This is a genomic window from Aquimarina penaris (genome assembly GCF_040786285.1).
Lineage (GTDB): Bacteria > Bacteroidota > Bacteroidia > Flavobacteriales > Flavobacteriaceae > Aquimarina.
On sequence record NZ_JBFMKQ010000004.1, the window covers coordinates 45,631 to 65,565 of the forward strand.

The window sequence follows — 19,935 nt, forward strand, 5'->3', positions numbered from 1 at the left end:
ATTAATAGAAAGAGGTAACACTTATGGTTACCTCTTTTCAATTTTATTGGTAATTCATTTAGGCTTCAGCCTCCATATACTCTTCAATAGGGGCACAGGTGCATATTAAATTTCTATCTCCATATGCATCATCTACACGACGTACAGATGGCCAAAATTTGTTTTCGGCAATATAGGATAGGGGATATGCTGCTTGTTCTCTAGAATACGGAAATTCCCAACTATCGGCTGTAAGCATTGCTAAGGTATGTGGTGCATTTTTCATCACATTATTAGGTTTGTCTGTACTAGCCTCTGCGATTTCCTGCCGTATAGAGAGTAAAGCATCACAAAAACGATCTAATTCTGCCTTACTTTCACTCTCGGTAGGTTCTATCATAATAGTACCAGCGACCGGAAACGAAACCGTAGGAGCATGAAAACCATAATCCATAAGACGTTTTGCGATATCGGTAACTTCAATCCCATTGGCTTTAAAAGGTCTGCAGTCTATAATCATTTCATGGGCTGCTCTTCCTCTTTCTCCTGTATACAGTACGCTATAATGACCATCCAGACGCTCTTTGATATAATTAGCATTAAGAATTGCATATTCGGTAGCTTCTTTTAACCCTTTTGCACCAAGCATAGTAATATACCCATAGGATATCAAACATGCTAAGGCAGATCCCCAGGGAGCAGCAGAAATTGCAGTAATCGCCTGGTCTCCTCCTGTAGGTATAATTGGATTACCCGGTAAAAACGGAACCAATTGTTCTGCAACACAAATAGGACCTACACCAGGTCCACCACCACCATGAGGTATGGCAAAGGTTTTATGAAGATTTAGGTGACAAACATCTGCGCCAATGGCACCTGGATTGGTTAATCCAACCTGGGCATTCATATTGGCTCCATCCATATACACTTGCCCGCCATTCTCATGAATAATTTTGGTAATTTCTTTAATTGCTGATTCGTATACTCCATGGGTAGAAGGGTAGGTCACCATCAAAGCTGCAAGATTGTCTTTATACTTAAGAGCTTTTTCTCTTAAATCATCTACATCAATATTACCTTCTTCGGTGGCTTTAGTAACCACTACTTTCATTCCGGCCATAACTGCCGAGGCTGGGTTGGTTCCATGAGCCGAAGATGGGATCAAACAAATATTACGATGATGATCTCCTCTGGATTCGTGATATGCACGAATCACCATTAGTCCGGCAAACTCTCCCTGAGCACCAGAATTAGGTTGTAATGATGTGGCAGCGAAACCTGTAATTTCGGTTAATTGATCTTCTAGTTTTTTTAATATTTCCTGGTATCCCCGGGCTTGCTCTATAGGCACTAAAGGATGGATATTACCCCATTGCGGATCACTAAGTGGCAACATTTCTGAAGCTGCATTTAGTTTCATAGTACATGATCCCAGAGGAATCATAGAATGGTTTAAAGAAAGATCTTTGCGTTCTAACTTTTTGATATAACGCATCAATTCTGTTTCAGAATGATATGTATTGAATATATCATTTGTTAGAAACTCTGTATTTCGTTTAAGACCTTGATCTAAATTATCTGTGCTTTGGATTTCTTTGATTTGAAGAGTATCTTTTCCTGCAGATTTAGCAAAAATAGAAACAATAACATTTAGATCTTCAATAGTAGTTGCCTCATTAATAGATATAGAAACTGTAGTAGCATCAGGGTAATAAAAATTCACCTCATGCACTTCTGCTATTTCTTTTATTTTAGTGGCATCTGCTTTTATACGAATAGTGTCAAAATATGCAGTATTTAACTGTTCGAAACCTAAGTTTTTCAATACGTTGCTTAGTTCTGCAGCCGATGCATTAACTTTTGATGCAATATATTGTAAACCTTCTGGGCCGTGATATACTCCATACATTCCAGCCATAACCGCCAGAAGCACTTGAGCAGTACAAATATTAGATGTAGCTTTATCACGTTTTATGTGTTGCTCTCTGGTCTGAAGCGCCATTCGTAATGCACGATCTCCATTGGTATCTTGGGTAACCCCAATGATTCTGCCTGGAATATTTCTTTTGTATTGTTCTCTGGTCGCAAAGTAAGCGGCATGAGGACCTCCATATCCTAGCGGGATACCAAATCGTTGTGTAGTTCCAACTACAACATCGGCATCAAAACTCCCTGGTGATTTTAGAGATACTAAGCTCAAAATATCTGCCGCTACGGCTACTTTGATTTCAGCTTGATGTGCTTTTTTAACAAAATCAGCATAGTCATATACTTGGCCTGATTTTCCGGGATATTGAAGAATAGCTCCGTAAAACTCGGTAGAGAAATCAAATTGCTCATGATCTCCAACCACTAATTCAATATGTAAAGGTATTGCTCGTGTTTTTAATAAGGAAAGTGTTTGAGGTAAAATCTCTTCAGAAACAAAGAATTTACTAACATTATTCTTTTTCTGATCTCTAGAGCGTACTGCATAAAGCATAGTCATTGCTTCAGCAGCAGCTGTGCTTTCGTCTAATAAAGAAGCGTTTGCGAGTTCCATACCAGTAAGATCACAGATCATAGTTTGGTAATTCAACAAAGCTTCTAATCTACCCTGAGCAATTTCTGCCTGATAGGGTGTGTAAGCAGTGTACCAACCTGGGTTTTCTAGAATATTACGTTGTATTACTGCTGGTAGACAAGATTCGTGATATCCAAGACCAATATAGGTTTTGAACGCTTTATTCTTGATAGATAATTTTTGAATATGTGCCGAATATTCTTGTTCGCTCATTGCAGAAGCAAGATTGAGAGATTTTTTTAAAAGAATATCATCGGGAACAGTTTCAAAGATGAGTTGATCTATTGAATCTACTTTAATAGTGTTTAACATGCTGTCCAGGTCCTTTTCTGATGGACCTATGTGACGCAGTTTAAATGAGTCAGTTTTCATAGCGAAAAACAGTTGAAATTGAGACCGCAAAAGTACACATTTAATTGTAAAAAATTTCACAATTAATTAACCCAAAGGCATCAAGTTTTTAACCAATTTCGGGTCTTATTAACAGATTACCCTAAATTTGTAGTGTGGAAGCCTTAAAAAGTATATTTAGATTTTATATTAATAGCAGTATTCATGTTGCTTTGGCAATTTGTGCTTTAGTACAAGTTACATTTATTAAATTCGAAATTACTAATGGAAACACATTTCTTCTTTTTAGTTTTTTAGGTTCGATAGCGGCATATAATTTTGTTAAGTATTCTAAGGTTTCTAAACTTCATCATAGAAAGCTCACCAAATCTATGAAAGGGATTCGCGTATTAACTTTATTGTGCAGTGTGTTTTTTGTGTATTTTGCTTTTAAGGTATCTTATAATACTTTACTATATATGATTCCTTTTATCGCCCTAACGGTGTTGTATGCAGTACCAGTTTTTCCGAATAAAAAAAATTTACGGAGTGTAGCTGGGATTAAAATTTTTATTATAGGATTGGTTTGGACTGGAGCTACTGTATTGATCCCGATGATCTATGCCAATGGGGAGTTAAGTTTTGACTTTTTAATTGAAATGATTCAACGATTTTTGTTTGTTGTGGTGTTGATGTTACCTTTCGAAATAAGAGATCTTCAATATGATGCAGAAACATTAGAAACAATTCCACAAAAAATAGGGATAACGAGAACTAAAGTCTTTGGGAGTATTTTGCTAGTGGTTTTTTTGTTGTTGACTGCTATAAAAGATATGCTCTCTTCAATAGAGATTTTAAGTACAATCTTAGTGGCTGTAATTAGCCTTTTGTTTTTGTGGGGTACAGAGAGATCTCAATCTAAATATTATTGCTCTTTTTGGGTAGAAAGTGTTCCTATAATGTGGTTTGCTATACTGCTGACACTTCAAAACTTATTTAGCTAATTCTTCTCTTAATCTTTGTTTCATCGATTCTTTTTGAGGCAAACTAATGATATGAATATCAGATTTTTTTATGGCCTTTGTAAGCTTCGTGTTTCTTTTAGAATAGGCACGCGTAACCTTACAGTAAATCAATCGAATATTGAGCTTTACAATTTCTAGTGCCGAAGCTTCTCCATACTGATTTTTATCACAAATATATTTTGCTTCTTCGCAGGATACAAATAACTTATTAGTGCTGTTCATTACGATTTTAGGTACTTCTTTTTTATTGAGATATTTTTAATTAATCTTTCATTTTTTGTTTTAGTCGTTCTTTCATTGCATTCTTTTCATATTGATTAATACTAATTACTTTCGGGTCTTTAACCAACTTAGTTAATTTTGTATTGTTTGTAGAATATTTTCTACAGGCTTTACAATATATTAGGTGTATGTTCAGCTTTACTTTTTCCCAAAAAGTAGCTTCTTTATACTGATTCTTATCACAGAAGTGATTAGCATCAGAACAACTTACAAATATTCCGTTTTTATTTTCTTCCTTACTCATTATTTCTTAAAACCAATTTTTTTCTAAGCACTCAGCCATTGCCGTACGTGCTCGATGGATAATAACCCATAGGTTAGACGCAGTAATATCGAATTCATTACAAATGGCTTCGGTATCAAAACCTTGAATTGTTTTCATTTGAAAAATCTGCGCTTGTTTTTCTGGTAATTTACCCATGCAATTGTGTATTGCTAATCCAAGCTCTTCATTTTCAATATCGCCTTCGGCATTTTTGTCAAAGGGATCCGCTACTCGTTCTTCTAACCAATCCCCTTCGGTTTCAGAATCTGTGGTGTAATTTATTCTAACTTCAGCTTTGCCTTTATTACTGTTAATTTTGCGATAATGATCAATAATCTTTCTTTTTAGAATAGAAATCAACCAGGTTCGTTCACTGGCTTCGCCTTTAAAATTTTTCATGGATTTAAGGCCGGCAAAAAATGTTTCTTGCACAAGATCCTGAGCGATTTCTCTATCATCAACTCTTACAATAGTGTAGTTAAAAAGATAATCACTGTATTTATCCACCCATGAATTGGGGTCTATGGTGTTTGTTGACATTGTTATTTCTATTGTTGCGTTCACCAAAAATAGGATAAAAAGTTGAATCTTAATATGCTTTGACTATTCAATAATGAATAAGGCTAGTATATAAATCCTTACAAATAGGTGTTTCGATGCTATTTCTCTAGCTTTTTTGCTTCTACATATAATTTTATAGATCTATTTCGCGAGGTAAGAAATGTAGTAAGGTATTTTTTTAGAATTATTTTATCAAAGACTTTGCCGCAGACTCCATAAGGAGTTTCATAATGAAGTATATCTGTCATTTCGGTCCCTGCATCTTTGTTTTGAAAAATATGCTGATGTTTGAAGGATTTGAAATGCCCTTTTATCATTTCATCGGTAAAATGATTTGGTGAATCAAAAGTGGTAATTTTACTTTGGTGAGTAAGGTAGATACCAAAATGTTTACCTCTCCAGGTTACGGTTTCATTTAATCCAATTAATCCGGTAGTAATACCTGCAATGGCTTTTTCTTTAGTCTTTTTTGCAGAATGTAAATGAAAATCGATACTTCGGGATACATCAAAAACTTCTTTGATAGGAGCTTTTATATACGTTTTGAGACGAATAGTGGTCATCATAAATTAACTAGTAAGATTGTGTAAAGCATTTTTTAAATTTGGATATTGAAAAACAAAACCATGATTTTGAAGCTTTTTTGGAACCACATTCCGGCTTTTAAGTATTAATTCGGTTTCGGTTTTAATAAGGCGAGCTCCAAATTCTAATATTGGTTTTGATAATGATACCCCAAACGAAATTTTCATGAGCTTTCTAAGAGTTTTCATAAATACTTGATTTGTTGTAGGTTTTGGCGATACAATATTAACAACACCTGTGATTTCTGGATTATTAATAATGAATTCTAAACTCCTGGCAAAGTCTATTTCATGTATCCAACTTAATTTTTGATTTCCATGGCCTTGTTTTCCGCCAAACCCAATTTTGGTTAAGTTTACTATAGGTTGAAGAGCACCGCCATTGTCTCCTAAGACAATAGAAGTTCTCAACGCTACTTTTCTGGTTTTTGGTGTTTGTTGTTCGAAAAATGTGTTTTCCCAAGATGTTGCCACATGAACAGAAAAGCCAGTTCCGATCTCACCATATATTTCATCCATTTCTTTATCTAACGAATGGCGATAAATGGTTGCTGTAGAAGAATTAAGCCAAACCTTGGGAGGATTGTGACACTCTTTAATAGCTTTTCCTAAAATTGCTGTAGATTCTATTCTAGAATTTAATATTAAGTCTTTATTTTTTTTAGTGTACCTGCAATCCACTGATTTGCCGGTCATGTTGATGAGTACATCAGCGTTTTCCAGTTCATTTTTCCAGTTCCCAATAGTTTTAGCATCCCAATTAATAAACTTAATATTATTTTCTATTCTGCTTTTTCCACGAGTTAGAATGATGATGATTTCCGACTTAGGTTTAAAATATTCTATTAGTATTCTTCCCAAGAAACCAGTTCCGGCTGCAATGATTACTTTTTTCATATGTTCTTTATTTTTCTGCTGTAATTAGATAATACCCGAAACTCCTCATATGTAATCCTGAAAGAAGGGCAAATAAGGAGCCTTTAAGATTCTTCAAGCTTTGGGGTTTTAGATTTTCTCTTTTCAATAATTTTTTAAGAATAAATCCTGTGATGGCAAAAGGCACGTGTAGCACCGATGGAGCTACTCTAAAAGAAATATCTTCGATTTGAATATTTTTAAAACCTATTTTTTCTAAGTTACATTGTACTTCGCTAATACTTCCCAATCCTTCGAGACTCCATCCTTTACATAGTTGTTCGTAACAATAGTTACTTCCAATGCAGAGTTGTTCTTCATTTTTCTTAAGAAAAGCATCTGCGATTACTAATTTAGAGTTAGGTTTCAGTATTCTGTAAGCTTCTTGTAACGCTTGTTTATCATGACCAGAGTGACATAAACTCTCTATGGCGTAGGCTCCATCGATACTGTTAGATTTAAATGAAGTGTTGCAATAATTTTCTTCTAGGATCAATCCATTTTTATGTTTCAATCTTTTATTACCTTCATTTACCTGAAATGTGGATAGTGTAACCCCAATAATATTTAATAGCGGATATTTTCTTAGTCCATATTGCATAGCGCCTCCGATCCCACATCCCAGATCAGCAACCAAAGAGTTTCTTACAGAAACACTAAGTCGATTAAAAACTTGTTGTGTCATCTCATTGAGCATAGAATCTCGTCTAAACAGATTGGTTTTAAAAGGAATATAATATCCGAAATGCATATTAAAATCCTTGCTCCAAAATTCATAATCTTCTGTAGCTTCATCATAGAATTGTATGATATTACGTTTTGTAGCAGATCTTCTTTGTTTTAGTTTTTGTAGTATGGTAAGTGTGCTCATATCTTTAAAGTTTACAAGTTGAAAAACCCGATGCAATTGTGGATTAATAATAGTGTATATACTATTGCAAAGAGTATAAATAAGCAATTCATAAAATAGCTACCTATCTTAAATATTAGCTTTTTAGGAATTTCATACATGGGGTAATAAGCAATTTGGGTTGCAACCTTACCTACCCAATACGCTGCGATTAATCCTGTTATGGCTATGGCAAGAGCAGATTGTTCTTTTAATTGAGAGGTGAGTACGATCGCTATCAACCCAAATGAAAAATTAAGCCCTTGGATATATCTGCCATAGGTTTTTGCTATTTCCTGATTAAGGGGTTTTAATTGTTTTACATCATTGTACCAATCAAAAACCTGATGCCTGATATAAGGATATATTAATGCAGTAAATATTTGGCCGATGCCGCCAATAATAATAAGCCAGTTGGGAATGTTTAATTTCATTTTTTAATGTTTTAAACTTTCAGAAAAAATTGAAAGAATTGTTGAAAATTAAAAGGAGATTTCCTCCTTTCTTATTTAAGGGTTTAAAATTGTTATTTAATTAGTTTAACCAATGCTTTTGTGATCCAGTTATGATCTTGTCCAACAACTTTATTCATTAGAATGTCTAGTGTATCTGCCATTTCGTGCAATGCCTTGGTTTGTTTAATAAGCTCTGTAGTATTGGCTGTCCCATCTTCTTGGATGTTAGAAACATCATTTAAAACTTTGATTGTAGGTTGTAACTCTCGTCTACTTCTTTCTTTAGCAATTTGTCTTGCCAGCTCCTGTACATCTTTTTCGGAAGTAAAATACTCTTTACGCTCACCCATTTTATTTTCTTTAAAAACAATACCCCAATCCATTAATTGACGTAAATTCATACTTGTATTTCCTCTGGATATTTGCAGCTCTTCCATGATATCCTCCATAGAAAGAGGTTCGGGCGATATTAATAAAAGAGCATGAATTTGCGCCATAGCTTTATTAATTCCCCACAAAGTCCCTAGAGCTCCCCATGTTGAAATAAATTTATTTTTTGCCTCATCGTAATTCATCTGCTCTAGTATTAATTTTTAATAGTTAAATGAAACTTGCTAAGATCAATTTGATCGCATTGATTCAAATAATAAGGTCTGTTTTAATAGTACAAATATATAAAAAATATTAAACTTTCAAAAAATATTGAAACTTAATTGCTTTTACCTTGTTTAATAGATGGGGTAATCCAGTTATTATTTTGTGGACTATCCATTTTTGTTAAAACTTGATTTTGCGTAAGTTACGCTACTAACACAAACTCATATAATAATGAAAAAATTAAATTTAATTATTTCAGTAGGATTGCTATGCTTATTCTTTAGCTATAGCTACGCACAAGAACAAAAAAATATGTTTTATGCGACTATGCAAACCAGGGATGCCCAGGGGCTCAAAATTGATCATCCCGAAGACATTAAAATTATAAGCTCCAATAATGGCTATAGTGCGGTAATGCTTAGTCATAATGCGGCTGAAGAATTACATCATAAGGTATTGGTTCACGGACCTGGATTTATCTACGAAACTTCAGAAAAAAATGCGCTTTCTTCGATCGGAAACATTAATAAAAAGTCAGCTAGGGCGCAAAGAGCTGTTTTTTCAATTACACAAGACGCACTGGTAAGACAAAGTCTTGATTTGGTAAACAATTTTAATATAGCCAATCAGATCCAGGAATTAGAAAATTATGGATCACGGTATCATACTACTAATAGTGCAAGACAAGCTGTTTTGGATTTAAAAACGAAATGGGAAGGTTTAGCTGCAGGTCGTAGTGATGTATCGGTAAGAATTGTAAACCATACAAGTACTAACATGCCTTCATTAGTGATGACTATAACAGGGACAGAAGAGCCAGATGAATTTGTAATCATCGGAGGGCATATAGATTCTACCGCCAGAGGTGGAAATAGTAACAATGCCCCTGGAGCCGATGATAATGCATCAGGTATTGCTACGATAACAGAGGCAGCTAGAGTATTGTTTTCAATGAATTTTAAGCCTAAAAGAACAATGGAATTTATGGCTTTTGCTGCAGAAGAAGTTGGACTTAGAGGGTCTAAAGAAATCGCCGAAGATTACAAAAGACGTAATGTAAATGTAGTAAGCTATATGCAATTAGATATGACTAATTATAAAGGCTCTACTAATGATATTTATGTATCAACAGACTCTTATAATGACGACACTCTAAATGATTTTCTTATAGAGTTAATGAATTATTATAATGCATCAGGAACGCATAGACTTACCTATGGGACTTCGCAATGTAACTATGGTTGTTCTGATCATTATAGTTGGGCACAACAAGGTTATGATGTGGCTTTTCCTTTTGAGGCTACATTTAATGAAAGTAATCCTAATATACATACTACCAGAGATACTTTTGATCGCTCACCCACACCTAATGCAACTCATGCAGCTAAATTCGCAAAGCTGGCATTAGAATATTTAATTGAAATCTCAAACGGAGTAACAGGTGGACCTACACCTAGTGAGTGTACAACAGCTATTTCTGCTTTTCCTTATAAGCAAGGGTTCGAGGGATCCATCGGTTCATGGCAACAAGCGACAAACGATGATTTAAACTGGACAATTGATTCTAACGGAACTCCATCAAATGGAACAGGACCAAGTAGTGCTGCAGAAGGATCTTCTTATATCTATGTTGAAGCTTCCGGTAACGGTAATGGGTTTCCTAACAAGAGAGCAATACTTATCTCTCCCTGTTTTAATATAAGCGCATTATCAAACCCAAGTTTAGCTTTTAAATATCATATGCAAGGAGATGCAGTAGGTAATTTATCTGTTGAAGCAAGTACAGATAATGGGGGTACGTGGACTAATGTTTTTAGCAAATCTGGATCTCAAGGCAGTAGTTGGAATACAGCAAGCATTGATCTTTCTTCTTATCAAAGCGCTCCTGTGCAACTTAGATTTAATGCGGTTACAGGAAATAGCTGGCAAGGAGATATTACTATTGATGATGTAAGTGTAGGTGAATCTGTTGTAGATCCGGGGCCAGGGAACTGTGATTCTTTAGATTTTAATAGTCTAACAATTACATCCTTTTCTAATCAAGACAATGCAGGGGATTACACAATTATAGATGGTGGCTCAGGATTATCTTTACAAAATAATACCTGGAAATCTGTCTCCTTAAATTATACAGTAACTGCGTCAACGGTAATAGAATTTGATTTTAGTAGTTCTTCTCAGGGAGAAATCCATGGGATTGGTTTCGAAAATGATAACAACTTAACAGCGAATAGATATTTTAAGGTACATGGTACTCAAAATTATGGAGTAACGAGTTATGATAATTATTCAAGTGGTACTAAAAGATATACTATTCCTGTTGGGGATTTCTATACTGGTACTATGAATCGATTGGTATTTGTTAATGATAATGATGCAGGAAGCGGTAATACCTCTGTTTTCTCCAATATAAAGATTTACGAAGGCTCTTGTGGTAGATCTGTAAAAGCTACTGATTTGGGTGCTGTTACTCCTGTATTTGGAAATACGAAAGAAGGGATTTTATCTACAATAACAGTAGGTCCTAATCCAACAATAAATAATTTTGTAATTAATGTAGCTAATAAAAGCGCTAATACGGTAACTGCTTTTATCTATTCGATTTCAGGAAAAAGAATATCTAAAATTCAATTGAATAATGGAGCCAATAAGGTGTCGGCTAAAAAATTATCTTTGAAATCAGGGATGTATCTTATTGAAGTTGAAACTCAGGGAGAAGAAACTATAACAAAAAGAATAGTGATTCGATAAATTTAAATGATAAAAAACAATAAAGGTGCTTCAATATAACTGAAGCACCTTTTTTTATTCCTTCTTTAGATCTTAAGAATTACTTTATCAACCCAGCACGTTTTAACAAGGCTTCAGGCTTGGGTTCCTGCCCTCTAAAACGTTTATATAGTATCATTGGGTTTTCGGTACCACCTTTAGACAATACATTTTCTTTAAACTTAGTAGCCACTGTTTTATTAAAAATTCCATTTTCCTTAAAATACTCAAAAGCATCTGCATCCAGTACTTCTGCCCATTTGTAAGAGTAATACCCTGCAGAGTATCCACCTTGAAATATATGCGAAAAAGCCGTGCTCATACAGTTTTCTGCTACATCGGGATACAATGAGGTTTTAGTAAATACGTTTTTCTCATGCTCCTTTACATCTTTAATTGCACTAGGATCTTCACTATGCCAAGCCATATCCAATAAGCCAAAACTTAATTGACGTAACGTAGCCATACCTTCCATAAAAGTAGCCGATTCTTTAATCTTTTTTACCAATTCCATAGGGATCACTTCACCGGTTTCATAATGTTTAGCAAATAATTCTAAAGCCTCTTTTTCGTAACACCAGTTTTCTAGTACCTGGCTTGGTAGCTCTACAAAATCCCAATACACACTGGTTCCAGATAGACCAGGGTACGTAGTGTTAGCTAACATGCCGTGTAAAGCATGGCCAAACTCATGAAATAGTGTGGTTACTTCATTAAATGTTAGTAATGAAGGCTTACTAGGGGTTGGTTTTGTAAAATTGCAAACAATAGAAACGTGAGGTCTTACATTTTCGTCACTTTTTTTCATTTGGGATTTATAAGATGTCATCCATGCTCCATTTCGTTTGCCAGATCTGGGATGAAAATCAGCATAGAATAGCGATATAAAGTTTCCTTCTATGTCCGTTACATTATACGTTTTAACTTCATTATGATATTTGTCGATTGTATCAGTTTCTTCAAATTGAAGTCCAAATAATTTAGAAGCGATCGTAAATACCCCATTAATTACATTCTCTAGTTTAAAATAAGGTTTTAACTTCTCATCATCTAAATCAAAAAGTTTCTGCTTTAATTTTTCTGTATAATAGGCACTATCCCATTTTTGAAGCTGATCAATGTTATCAAGATCTTTTGCAAAAACTTCCAGTTCTTTAAATTCTCTTTCGGCTGCAGGTTTTGCTTTTTCCAGAATTTCATTTAGAAATGAAAATACTTTATCTGGGGTTTCTGCCATTCTTTCTTCAAGAATATAATGTGCATGGGATTTGTATCCTAACAACTGGGCACGTTTATGTCTTAGGTTGGCTATTTTAAGAACAATCTCTTGATTATCAAGATCGTCATTATGAAAACCTTTTGATCCAAATGCAAGGGCTAATTTTTTACGCAGCTGTCTATTGTCAGCATAGGTCATAAAAGGAACATAACTCGGGTAATCCAAAGTAATCATCCAGCCATCTTTGCCTTTTGCTTCAGCCATAGCTTTTGCAGCTTCTTTAGCTCCATCAGGAAGACCATCTACATCGGATTCATTAGTAAGTAACATTTCAAATGTATTCGTCTCTGCTAAGACATTTTCACCAAATTTTAATTTAAGCTTAGAAAGTTCTTTATCTATTTCTCTTAAATTTTCTTTTTTCTCTGCTGCTAGATTGGCACCATTTCTTGAAAACGATTTATATTTTTTTTCAAGAAGTGTATATTGCTCGGGTGTAAGGTTTAATTTTTTTCTTTGCTGATAAACGAGCTCGATTCTTTTAAATAACTCCTGGTTAAGATTAATGTCATTTTCATACTCTGCGATGATCGGAGAGATTTCTTGCGCTATTTTCTGAATTTCCTCATTGGTTTCGGCACTATTTAAATTAAAAAACACACTAGTAACCCTATTGAGCAATTCACCTTTATAGTCAAGTGCTTCTATTGTATTTATGAACGATGGTTCGTCTGGATTAGATACTATGGTTTGAACTTCTTTCTTTGCTAGTGAAATAGCGTTTTTTATAGCTGGTAAATAATCTGCTGACTTTATTTTTGAAAATGGCGCGGTATCAAATGGTTCTAGTAATGCATTGTTCATTGTTATAATGATGTTTTGTTAATTATGTGCTTTATATCGAAAAAATCAACCTTTCGTCGTAAATGATGAATATGATTTTATCTATTTTTATCCTAACTACTTTTTATACTAATACATTTGACTTGGTTTATTAGTGATGGTCTAGCAATGAGAAGCGAATCATTATTTTTATCTGGGGTATGGGTACTAATATGTGTTTTCAAAGCATAGACCAAATATATCGAAAGAGCTGCAAACACTGTAGCTCTTTTTTTTTGTTTTTTCCTTGATAAAACAATTTTGTCACTTTTTTTTGATAAAAAAATACTTGTACAAAATAAAACTGTGTATTTCATCGAGTAAATGCATATTTTATCGAAAATTGTTAATAAGTTTTTCTTACTTTTATTGTGTAATTAAAGTAAGGTTTTACCTTTGCTATAGGTTTTAAGAGTATGGTCTTACGATGAATTTTTTGTGTAATATATTTAAGTTGGTTAATAAATATTGTTATATTCTTTTGTAAGACCAGATATTTAAAAGAGTCACTGAGAAGTGGCTCTTTTTTTGTATCTATTATTTCTTTATATTTTTAGCACCTTCGATAACCTTTTGTTTTAACCCTTCTTTATAGATTATCACCTTATCAAGAACACAAGTATCACTAGCACCAATGATTTGTGCTGCTAGTATCCCAGCGTTTAACGCTCCATCAAGAGCCACAGTGGCAACAGGTACTCCTCCGGGCATCTGTAAAATAGATAGTACAGAATCCCAACCATCTATAGAGTTGCTCGATTTTACAGGAACACCAATTACGGGTAAAGGAGACAATGAAGCTACCATACCCGGAAGATGAGCTGCACCACCAGCACCCGCTATGATTACTTTTATCCCTCTGGTATGGGCATGTTTTGCATAATCGAATAATTTTTCTGGAGTACGATGTGCAGAAACTATATCAACTTCTACTTCGATATCAAAACCTTGTAATATTTCTATGGCTTTTTCCATTACCGGCATGTCACTTGTACTGCCCATTATAATTCCCACCTTGCTCATTACGTTATTAATTATTGTTATTTACTTATTACTTTAATGGTTTTCTTTACTTTTTCTGCAATCTTTCTTGCTTCATTAATATCTTCATGAACAATAGTTACATGTCCCATTTTTCTGAAGGGTCTTGTTTGCTTTTTACCATAAATATGAGGAGTCACCCCTTTCATTTTCATGATTTCTTCAATGTTCTTATAGAGCACATCGCCCGAATGACCTTCAATACCAACAAGATTTACCATAATACCGCCTAATTTACTTTCGGTATCACCGAGTGGTAAATCCAAAATCGCTCTGATATGCTGTTCGAATTGATTGGTGTAACTCGCTTCGATACTATAATGGCCACTGTTGTGGGGTCTAGGAGCTACCTCATTAACTAAAATTTTATCGTTTTTGGTTAAAAACATTTCAACAGCTAATATCCCCACATGCTCAAATGCTTTAGATACTTTTTTAGCCACTTTAATTGCCTCATCTGCTATTTTACTATCAATTCGAGCTGGGCAGATAACATATTCAACCTGGTTGGCTTCTGGATGGAATTCCATCTCAACCACCGGGTATGTTTTAATTTCTCCCTGTGGATTACGAGCAACAATTACCGCCAATTCGTTTTTATAATCAACCAATTCTTCAATAATGCATTCTACATCGGGTAGTTTGGCTAAATCGGCTCCGGATTTTACGATAGAAACTCCTTTACCGTCATAACCTCCTTGAGTGCTTTTCCAAACAAAAGGTAGTTTCATTTTATTACTAGTAATACCTTCGGTAAGATGAGCCTTATTAGAAAATCGTATAAATTTTGCTGTAGGGATCCCGTTTTCTTTATAAAAGAGTTTTTGTTTTCCTTTATTTTGTATGTTTTCCAAGGTTTTTGCACTTGGATATACTTTCTTTCCTTCTTTTTCGAGCTGTGCTAAAGCTTTTATATTTACAGTCTCAATCTCAAAAGTGAGGACATCTACTTTTTTTCCAAAATTATAAACGGTTTCATAATCCATAAGATTACCTAGTTGAAAGTAATCGCAACCAATTTTGCACGGAGCATTTGGGTTAGGGTCAAGAACATAGGTTTGGATATCATATTTTCGCGTGTCATACAACATCATCTTACCTAATTGTCCGCCTCCTAAAATTCCTAATTTAAAGTCTGAAGAGAAAAAGTTTGTCATTATTGGGGTTTCAAATTTACCTTAAAAGACAAAAATAATTTTTTCAAAAGGAATAACCATAATAATACAAGGTAAATGCAGTGCTTAAACTTTTATAAGTCTTATTTGTAATCACTATCTTTGCCGCTTTAAACTAAAAGCTAGGACTTGACAAGTAATAAAACAATGATAAAACTACACGATTTACAGTTTGTTCCTTTTATTTCTGAGGATGAAATAACGGCTGCTATTGATGAGGTTTCTGTTAGGTTGAATAATGAACTTGCAGATAAAAATCCACTGTTTATCGGGGTGTTAAACGGGGCTTTTATGTTTGCATCAGAAATAATTAAGCGTTTTAACCATAATTGTGAAGTAAGTTTTGTCAAATTATCATCATATGAAGGAACTGAAACTACACATCAGGTTAAAGAACTCATAGGGTTAGATCAAGAAATTTCGGATAGGACGGTTGTAGTTATTGAAGATATAGTGGATACGGGTAATACTGTTGAAGTTTTATCCGAGTTATTAAGAAATATGGGGTGTCTAGAATTTAAAATAGCTACTCTTTTCTTTAAATCTGAAGCATATACAAAACAAATTAATATTGACTACCACGGGATCGAAATCCCTAATCGATTTATTGTAGGATATGGATTAGACTATAATGGTTTAGGTCGTAATCTTACAGAAGTATACCAATTAAAAACAACTAACATGACAAATTTAGTGTTATTCGGCCCTCCGGGAGCAGGAAAAGGAACACAAGCAGAAGTTTTAAAAAAGAAATACAATCTGGTACATATCTCAACAGGAGATGTGTTTAGATATAATATAAAAAATGCTACAGAACTTGGTACATTGGCTAAGTCCTATATTGATAAAGGACAACTAGTACCCGATGAAGTAACCATTAATATGCTTAATGCCGAAGTGGATAAAAATCCTGATGCTCAAGGTTTTATTTTTGATGGATTTCCGAGAACCGAAGCACAAGCAGATTCATTAGCCGAATTATTATCTTCTAAAGGAACAGAAGTTAGTGCTATGGTAGCTCTAGAAGTAGATGATGAAGTATTGGTACAACGATTACTAGAAAGAGGAAAAACATCTGGAAGACCTGATGATGCAGACGAAGGAGTAATACGTAACCGTATTAAAGTATATTATAACGAAACGGCAATTTTGAAAAACTATTACCAAAAACAAAATAAGTATTTTGGTGTAGACGGAGTAGGAGGAATTGATGAAATTACAGAACGTTTAAGTGAAGTAATAAACAAATTATAGAGTATTAGCCCAGCAAATGCTGGGTTTTTCTAATTAGAATTATAATAATAAGGTCCTAGCCTTTGCCAGGATGACAGAAAGTGAATTATGACAGAAGGAAATTTTGTAGACTATGTAAAATTACATATAACTTCCGGAAACGGAGGTAAGGGATCTGTACATTTACATCGAGAGAAGTATATTACCAAAGGAGGCCCTGATGGAGGAGATGGTGGACGTGGAGGTCATATTATTTTAAAAGGTAATTCTAATATGTGGACACTTCACCACCTTAAGTTTAAACGTCATTTAAGAGCAGAACACGGTGGGCATGGTAGTAAGAGTAGAAGTACCGGGGCCGATGGGGCAGATATTTATGTTGATGTACCTTTAGGAACGGTAATACGAGATACAGAAACTCAAAATATCATTCATGAGATTACTGAAGATGGGCAAGAATATATTGCTGCCGAAGGAGGAATGGGAGGTCGAGGAAATTGGCATTTTAAGAGCCCAACAAACCAAACACCTCGTTATGCTCAACCTGGTATCGAAGGTCAAGAACATGATATTACTCTAGAGCTTAAAATACTAGCAGATGTTGGCTTGGTAGGGTTTCCAAATGCAGGAAAATCTACGTTATTATCTGTTATTACATCTGCAAAACCTAAGATTGCAGATTATGAATTTACCACATTAAAACCAAATTTAGGGATTGTAGAGTACCGTGATTTCCAAACGTTTGTAATGGCTGATATACCGGGTATTATCGAAGGAGCAGCAGAAGGCAAGGGTATTGGTCATCGGTTTTTACGACATATCGAACGTAATTCGACATTACTGTTTTTGGTTCCTGCAGATGCACCTGACATCAACGAACAATATGAAATTTTGTTGGATGAATTACGCCGTTATAATCCTGATCTTTTAGATAAAGAACGACTGATTGCAATCTCCAAATGTGATATGCTTGATGATGAGCTACAAGAAGAATTAAAAATCGAATTAGATCAGCAACTTAATGTGCCTTACTTATTTATTTCATCTGTTGCTCAGCAAGGATTACAAGAGTTAAAAGATAAACTTTGGGGAATGCTAAACGCATAATCATTAATTGATTATACAGAGTATCCTTGTTTTAATAACCCTTCACCGGCTTCGGGATGTCTTTTTAGGTATACGGCCACAAAAGGACATAACGGAACCAATTGATATTTTTTTTCACGAACATACTCTAAAGTCTTTTTAATAATAGCACTACCCAGCCCTTTGCCTTCTAATGACTTTGGGACTTCGGTATGTGTTAAGTATATAGAATTTCCTTTGGCGAGAATATATTCTATAAACGCGATTTCATTTTCAACATGAAATTCAAAACGTTTTTTAGGGCTCTCTGTATTATTGATTAGAGATAATTGTGACCAGTCTTTTTTTTCCATAATAGCAACGATTGAAGTACTAAATTTAAAATTTTTAAGAGCAATAATTACTTAAGGTAAGGTTAAAGTTCGGTCATTGTAATTATCCAATTAATGTAAGTTCGATATTAAATTTGTTTATATCCTTAGATTTAATATCGAACTCAGGTTGATTATTATCTATTATCAAATAAAATATCAATCTCAAGATATTTCTCTTTCATTAAGCTAAGACCAAATGCAGCTGCTGCTGCCGAGAATACAGAGTAATCTAGCGGAGCTTTAATACCTATGGTAAATGTCATTGTTAATGCAAAAATTAGCAATAGATAACCACTTAATTTGGCAACTAATGATGTTTTAAAACCAATAAGCAACAACAAAGCTAAAATAACTTCAGTAAGTGTTGCTATACTACCGAGTACATTGACAAAATTATCGGGAGCCCAGGGGTTGAGTATTTTTGTGTATTCTAAAAAGTTATCCCAGTTTCCCCAGGCAGAGTTTTCTTTTGGCCAAAACCCAAATCGATCTCCTACAGCAGATAAAAATCCAAAGGCAATGCTTACTCTTAAAAAGAGTTTTATGTATACGATTTTCATATGCTTTTAGTTTTGAGATGGTACAGGGGCTAATAATGTTGCTCTTCCTATCCTGTTCCAGACATTGATACAACATATTGCCATGATAATATCTGATACTTTTTCTTTGCCAAAAAGTGTAATGGCATCTTCGTATAATTCCTGGTGTAATCCATCTTCAGAAATATGAGTTATCTGCTCGGTCATTTCGAGAATAATGTGCTCTTCTTTAGTAAAAAAAGGAGATTCTCTCCATGCAAGTAATGCATGTATACGGTATTGCTTCTCTCCCTGTTCTATAGCTTCTTTAATATGAGATTGTATACAATACGCACAACCGTTGATTTGCGAAGCTCTAATCTGAATAAGTGAAAATTCTGTAGTTGTTAATGAACTCTTTTTAATGGTGTTATAAAGTTCAAATATGGGTTTGTAGGCATTAGGATTAATTTCATTAATATTGATTCTTTCTGTATGCATGTCTTTATTTTTAATTGTTTAAGACAAAATTCTACATTAAGAATAATTAAAAAATTAATCTAGATTAAGAAATGTTTATAGCTTCTTTTTTCTTCTAATTTTACTTAGAAATTCTGGAGTGAATCCTAAATAAGAAGCTAGCATGTATTGAGGTACGCGCTGTACAAAATCCGGGTTATATTCACAAAAAACGGTATAAAGTTCTTCTCCCGATAAATTATACATGAATTGAATTCTACGCTGGTCTGCTATTCTAACTTTTTCCAGGATAATTCTGAAGTATCGATTTAATTCTAAAGACTCTTTTAAAATGTTATCCAGTTTTTGCTTACTTATTTTTAATACCTGCGAATCTTCTGCTGCTTGAATATTTAGTTCTGAAGGGGTTTGATTGATAAAACTATCAAAATTAGTAAGCCACCAATCCTCAATTCCAAAATTAACGACCTTTTCTACCCCTTTCTTATTGATAAAAAAAGACCGGAAACATCCTGTAAGAATGAAATATTGAAACTTACAGTATTGTCTTTCTTTTAAGATATATTGTTTGTTTTCAATGTTTTCAAATTCCATTAAATTCAAAAAAGATTGAAGTTCGCCCTCGGGTGGAGCTACAAATTTTAGGATATGATCTTTAAGTTGCTCGGTCATTTTTCTGTAGAAATCTAATCAGACATAAGGAGTAATTTTTT

Annotated in this window: 20 protein-coding genes; 4 read left to right on the forward strand and 16 right to left on the reverse strand. The window is 34.2% G+C overall.

Features of this window, described 5'->3' with window-relative positions; translation table 11 throughout:
- Window positions 1-58: 58 nt before the first annotated feature.
- The gene (gene gcvP / locus ABW637_RS17080; RefSeq protein WP_367585945.1) at window positions 59-2,914 is read right to left on the reverse strand and encodes an aminomethyl-transferring glycine dehydrogenase; all 2,856 of its coding nucleotides are present in this window, start codon (window positions 2,912-2,914) and stop codon (window positions 59-61) included.
- A 134-nt stretch (window positions 2,915-3,048) separates the two neighbouring features.
- Here gcvP and ABW637_RS17085 point away from each other — a divergent pair, with 134 nt between their 5' ends.
- Window positions 3,049-3,876: a UbiA prenyltransferase family protein gene (locus tag ABW637_RS17085; RefSeq protein ID WP_367585946.1), complete on the forward strand. Its 828-nt coding sequence runs from the start codon at window positions 3,049-3,051 to the stop codon at window positions 3,874-3,876.
- On the opposite strand, the gene ABW637_RS17090 is transcribed toward ABW637_RS17085, so the two are convergent.
- The 8 genes from ABW637_RS17090 to ABW637_RS17125 all read right to left on the reverse strand — a co-directional run bounded on the left by ABW637_RS17090 (window position 3,865) and on the right by ABW637_RS17125 (window position 8,423).
- A complete protein-coding gene (locus ABW637_RS17090; protein WP_367585947.1) occupies window positions 3,865-4,119 on the reverse strand; it encodes a hypothetical protein in 255 nt (84 codons plus the stop codon). The two genes, ABW637_RS17085 and ABW637_RS17090, sit on opposite strands and share 12 nt — an antisense overlap.
- Before the next feature lie 40 nt (window positions 4,120-4,159).
- Complete coding sequence (locus tag ABW637_RS17095; RefSeq protein WP_367585948.1) at window positions 4,160-4,423, reverse strand: hypothetical protein; 264 nt, start codon at window positions 4,421-4,423, stop codon at window positions 4,160-4,162.
- 6 nt (window positions 4,424-4,429) lie between these two features.
- On the reverse strand, window positions 4,430-4,984 hold the full coding sequence (locus tag ABW637_RS17100) for a sigma-70 family RNA polymerase sigma factor (RefSeq protein WP_367585949.1): 555 nt from the start codon (window positions 4,982-4,984) through the stop codon (window positions 4,430-4,432).
- 119 nt (window positions 4,985-5,103) lie between these two features.
- A complete protein-coding gene (locus tag ABW637_RS17105; RefSeq protein WP_367585950.1) occupies window positions 5,104-5,571 on the reverse strand; it encodes an SRPBCC family protein in 468 nt (155 codons plus the stop codon).
- Window positions 5,572-5,574: 3 nt separating this feature from the next.
- Complete coding sequence (locus ABW637_RS17110) at window positions 5,575-6,486, reverse strand: TIGR01777 family oxidoreductase (protein WP_367585951.1); 912 nt, start codon at window positions 6,484-6,486, stop codon at window positions 5,575-5,577.
- Between the two features lie 7 nt (window positions 6,487-6,493).
- Window positions 6,494-7,375 carry a methyltransferase domain-containing protein gene (locus tag ABW637_RS17115; protein ID WP_367585952.1) on the reverse strand — a complete coding sequence of 294 codons (882 nt, stop codon included), beginning with the start codon at window positions 7,373-7,375 and terminating at the stop codon, window positions 6,494-6,496.
- An 11-nt stretch (window positions 7,376-7,386) separates the two neighbouring features.
- Window positions 7,387-7,827 carry a hypothetical protein gene (locus ABW637_RS17120; protein WP_367585953.1) on the reverse strand — a complete coding sequence of 147 codons (441 nt, stop codon included), beginning with the start codon at window positions 7,825-7,827 and terminating at the stop codon, window positions 7,387-7,389.
- A gap of 92 nt (window positions 7,828-7,919) precedes the next feature.
- On the reverse strand, window positions 7,920-8,423 hold the full coding sequence (locus ABW637_RS17125; RefSeq protein WP_367585954.1) for a GbsR/MarR family transcriptional regulator: 504 nt from the start codon (window positions 8,421-8,423) through the stop codon (window positions 7,920-7,922).
- A 253-nt stretch (window positions 8,424-8,676) separates the two neighbouring features.
- Here ABW637_RS17125 and ABW637_RS17130 point away from each other — a divergent pair, with 253 nt between their 5' ends.
- Window positions 8,677-11,196, forward strand: a complete 2,520-nt coding sequence (locus ABW637_RS17130; RefSeq protein ID WP_367585955.1) for a M20/M25/M40 family metallo-hydrolase — start codon at window positions 8,677-8,679, stop codon at window positions 11,194-11,196.
- A gap of 79 nt (window positions 11,197-11,275) precedes the next feature.
- On the opposite strand, the gene ABW637_RS17135 is transcribed toward ABW637_RS17130, so the two are convergent.
- The 3 genes from ABW637_RS17135 to ABW637_RS17145 form a co-directional block, all read right to left on the reverse strand.
- Window positions 11,276-13,297, reverse strand: a complete 2,022-nt coding sequence (locus ABW637_RS17135) for a M3 family metallopeptidase (RefSeq protein WP_367585956.1) — start codon at window positions 13,295-13,297, stop codon at window positions 11,276-11,278.
- A gap of 555 nt (window positions 13,298-13,852) precedes the next feature.
- Window positions 13,853-14,338, reverse strand: coding sequence for a 5-(carboxyamino)imidazole ribonucleotide mutase (purE, locus tag ABW637_RS17140; RefSeq protein WP_367585957.1), 486 nt, complete (start codon window positions 14,336-14,338; stop codon window positions 13,853-13,855).
- A gap of 17 nt (window positions 14,339-14,355) precedes the next feature.
- Window positions 14,356-15,513: a 5-(carboxyamino)imidazole ribonucleotide synthase gene (locus tag ABW637_RS17145; RefSeq protein ID WP_367585958.1), complete on the reverse strand. Its 1,158-nt coding sequence runs from the start codon at window positions 15,511-15,513 to the stop codon at window positions 14,356-14,358.
- A gap of 165 nt (window positions 15,514-15,678) precedes the next feature.
- On the opposite strand from ABW637_RS17145, the gene ABW637_RS17150 reads away from it, so the two are divergent.
- Both ABW637_RS17150 and obgE read left to right on the forward strand, forming a co-directional pair.
- Window positions 15,679-16,785: an adenylate kinase gene (locus ABW637_RS17150; RefSeq protein ID WP_367585959.1), complete on the forward strand. Its 1,107-nt coding sequence runs from the start codon at window positions 15,679-15,681 to the stop codon at window positions 16,783-16,785.
- A gap of 87 nt (window positions 16,786-16,872) precedes the next feature.
- Window positions 16,873-17,871, forward strand: a complete 999-nt coding sequence (gene obgE, locus ABW637_RS17155) for a GTPase ObgE (protein ID WP_367585960.1) — start codon at window positions 16,873-16,875, stop codon at window positions 17,869-17,871.
- Window positions 17,872-17,882: 11 nt separating this feature from the next.
- Here the strand turns inward: obgE and ABW637_RS17160 are convergent, their stop codons facing one another.
- From ABW637_RS17160 to ABW637_RS17175, 4 genes are all read right to left on the reverse strand, one after another.
- Window positions 17,883-18,203 (reverse strand): GNAT family N-acetyltransferase, encoded by a 321-nt coding sequence (locus ABW637_RS17160; protein WP_367585961.1) that lies wholly within the window; start codon window positions 18,201-18,203, stop codon window positions 17,883-17,885.
- Between the two features lie 155 nt (window positions 18,204-18,358).
- On the reverse strand, window positions 18,359-18,784 hold the full coding sequence (locus ABW637_RS17165) for a DoxX family protein (RefSeq protein WP_367585962.1): 426 nt from the start codon (window positions 18,782-18,784) through the stop codon (window positions 18,359-18,361).
- Window positions 18,785-18,790: 6 nt separating this feature from the next.
- On the reverse strand, window positions 18,791-19,243 hold the full coding sequence (locus tag ABW637_RS17170; RefSeq protein WP_367585963.1) for a carboxymuconolactone decarboxylase family protein: 453 nt from the start codon (window positions 19,241-19,243) through the stop codon (window positions 18,791-18,793).
- Between the two features lie 75 nt (window positions 19,244-19,318).
- Entirely contained in the window at window positions 19,319-19,894 is a 576-nt protein-coding gene (locus tag ABW637_RS17175) for a Crp/Fnr family transcriptional regulator (protein ID WP_367585964.1), read from the reverse strand.
- Window positions 19,895-19,935 lie beyond the last annotated feature (41 nt).

Bases quoted from the DNA above. Each gene is read 5' to 3' on its own strand.
- gcvP (WP_367585945.1), bottom strand. From the start codon at position 2,914: ATGAAAACTGACTCATTTAAACTGCGTCACATAGGTCCATCAGAAAAG.
- ABW637_RS17090 (WP_367585947.1), bottom strand. From the start codon at position 4,119: ATGAACAGCACTAATAAGTTATTTGTATCCTGCGAAGAAGCAAAATAT.
- ABW637_RS17095 (WP_367585948.1), bottom strand. From the start codon at position 4,423: ATGAGTAAGGAAGAAAATAAAAACGGAATATTTGTAAGTTGTTCTGAT.
- ABW637_RS17100 (WP_367585949.1), bottom strand. From the start codon at position 4,984: ATGTCAACAAACACCATAGACCCCAATTCATGGGTGGATAAATACAGT.
- ABW637_RS17105 (WP_367585950.1), bottom strand. From the start codon at position 5,571: ATGATGACCACTATTCGTCTCAAAACGTATATAAAAGCTCCTATCAAA.
- ABW637_RS17110 (WP_367585951.1), bottom strand. From the start codon at position 6,486: ATGAAAAAAGTAATCATTGCAGCCGGAACTGGTTTCTTGGGAAGAATA.
- ABW637_RS17115 (WP_367585952.1), bottom strand. From the start codon at position 7,375: ATGAGCACACTTACCATACTACAAAAACTAAAACAAAGAAGATCTGCT.
- ABW637_RS17120 (WP_367585953.1), bottom strand. From the start codon at position 7,827: ATGAAATTAAACATTCCCAACTGGCTTATTATTATTGGCGGCATCGGC.
- ABW637_RS17125 (WP_367585954.1), bottom strand. From the start codon at position 8,423: ATGAATTACGATGAGGCAAAAAATAAATTTATTTCAACATGGGGAGCT.
- ABW637_RS17130 (WP_367585955.1), top strand. From the start codon at position 8,677: ATGAAAAAATTAAATTTAATTATTTCAGTAGGATTGCTATGCTTATTC.
- ABW637_RS17135 (WP_367585956.1), bottom strand. From the start codon at position 13,297: ATGAACAATGCATTACTAGAACCATTTGATACCGCGCCATTTTCAAAA.
- purE (WP_367585957.1), bottom strand. From the start codon at position 14,338: ATGAGCAAGGTGGGAATTATAATGGGCAGTACAAGTGACATGCCGGTA.
- ABW637_RS17145 (WP_367585958.1), bottom strand. From the start codon at position 15,513: ATGACAAACTTTTTCTCTTCAGACTTTAAATTAGGAATTTTAGGAGGC.
- ABW637_RS17150 (WP_367585959.1), top strand. From the start codon at position 15,679: ATGATAAAACTACACGATTTACAGTTTGTTCCTTTTATTTCTGAGGAT.
- obgE (WP_367585960.1), top strand. From the start codon at position 16,873: ATGACAGAAGGAAATTTTGTAGACTATGTAAAATTACATATAACTTCC.
- ABW637_RS17160 (WP_367585961.1), bottom strand. From the start codon at position 18,203: ATGGAAAAAAAAGACTGGTCACAATTATCTCTAATCAATAATACAGAG.
- ABW637_RS17165 (WP_367585962.1), bottom strand. From the start codon at position 18,784: ATGAAAATCGTATACATAAAACTCTTTTTAAGAGTAAGCATTGCCTTT.
- ABW637_RS17170 (WP_367585963.1), bottom strand. From the start codon at position 19,243: ATGCATACAGAAAGAATCAATATTAATGAAATTAATCCTAATGCCTAC.
- ABW637_RS17175 (WP_367585964.1), bottom strand. From the start codon at position 19,894: ATGACCGAGCAACTTAAAGATCATATCCTAAAATTTGTAGCTCCACCC.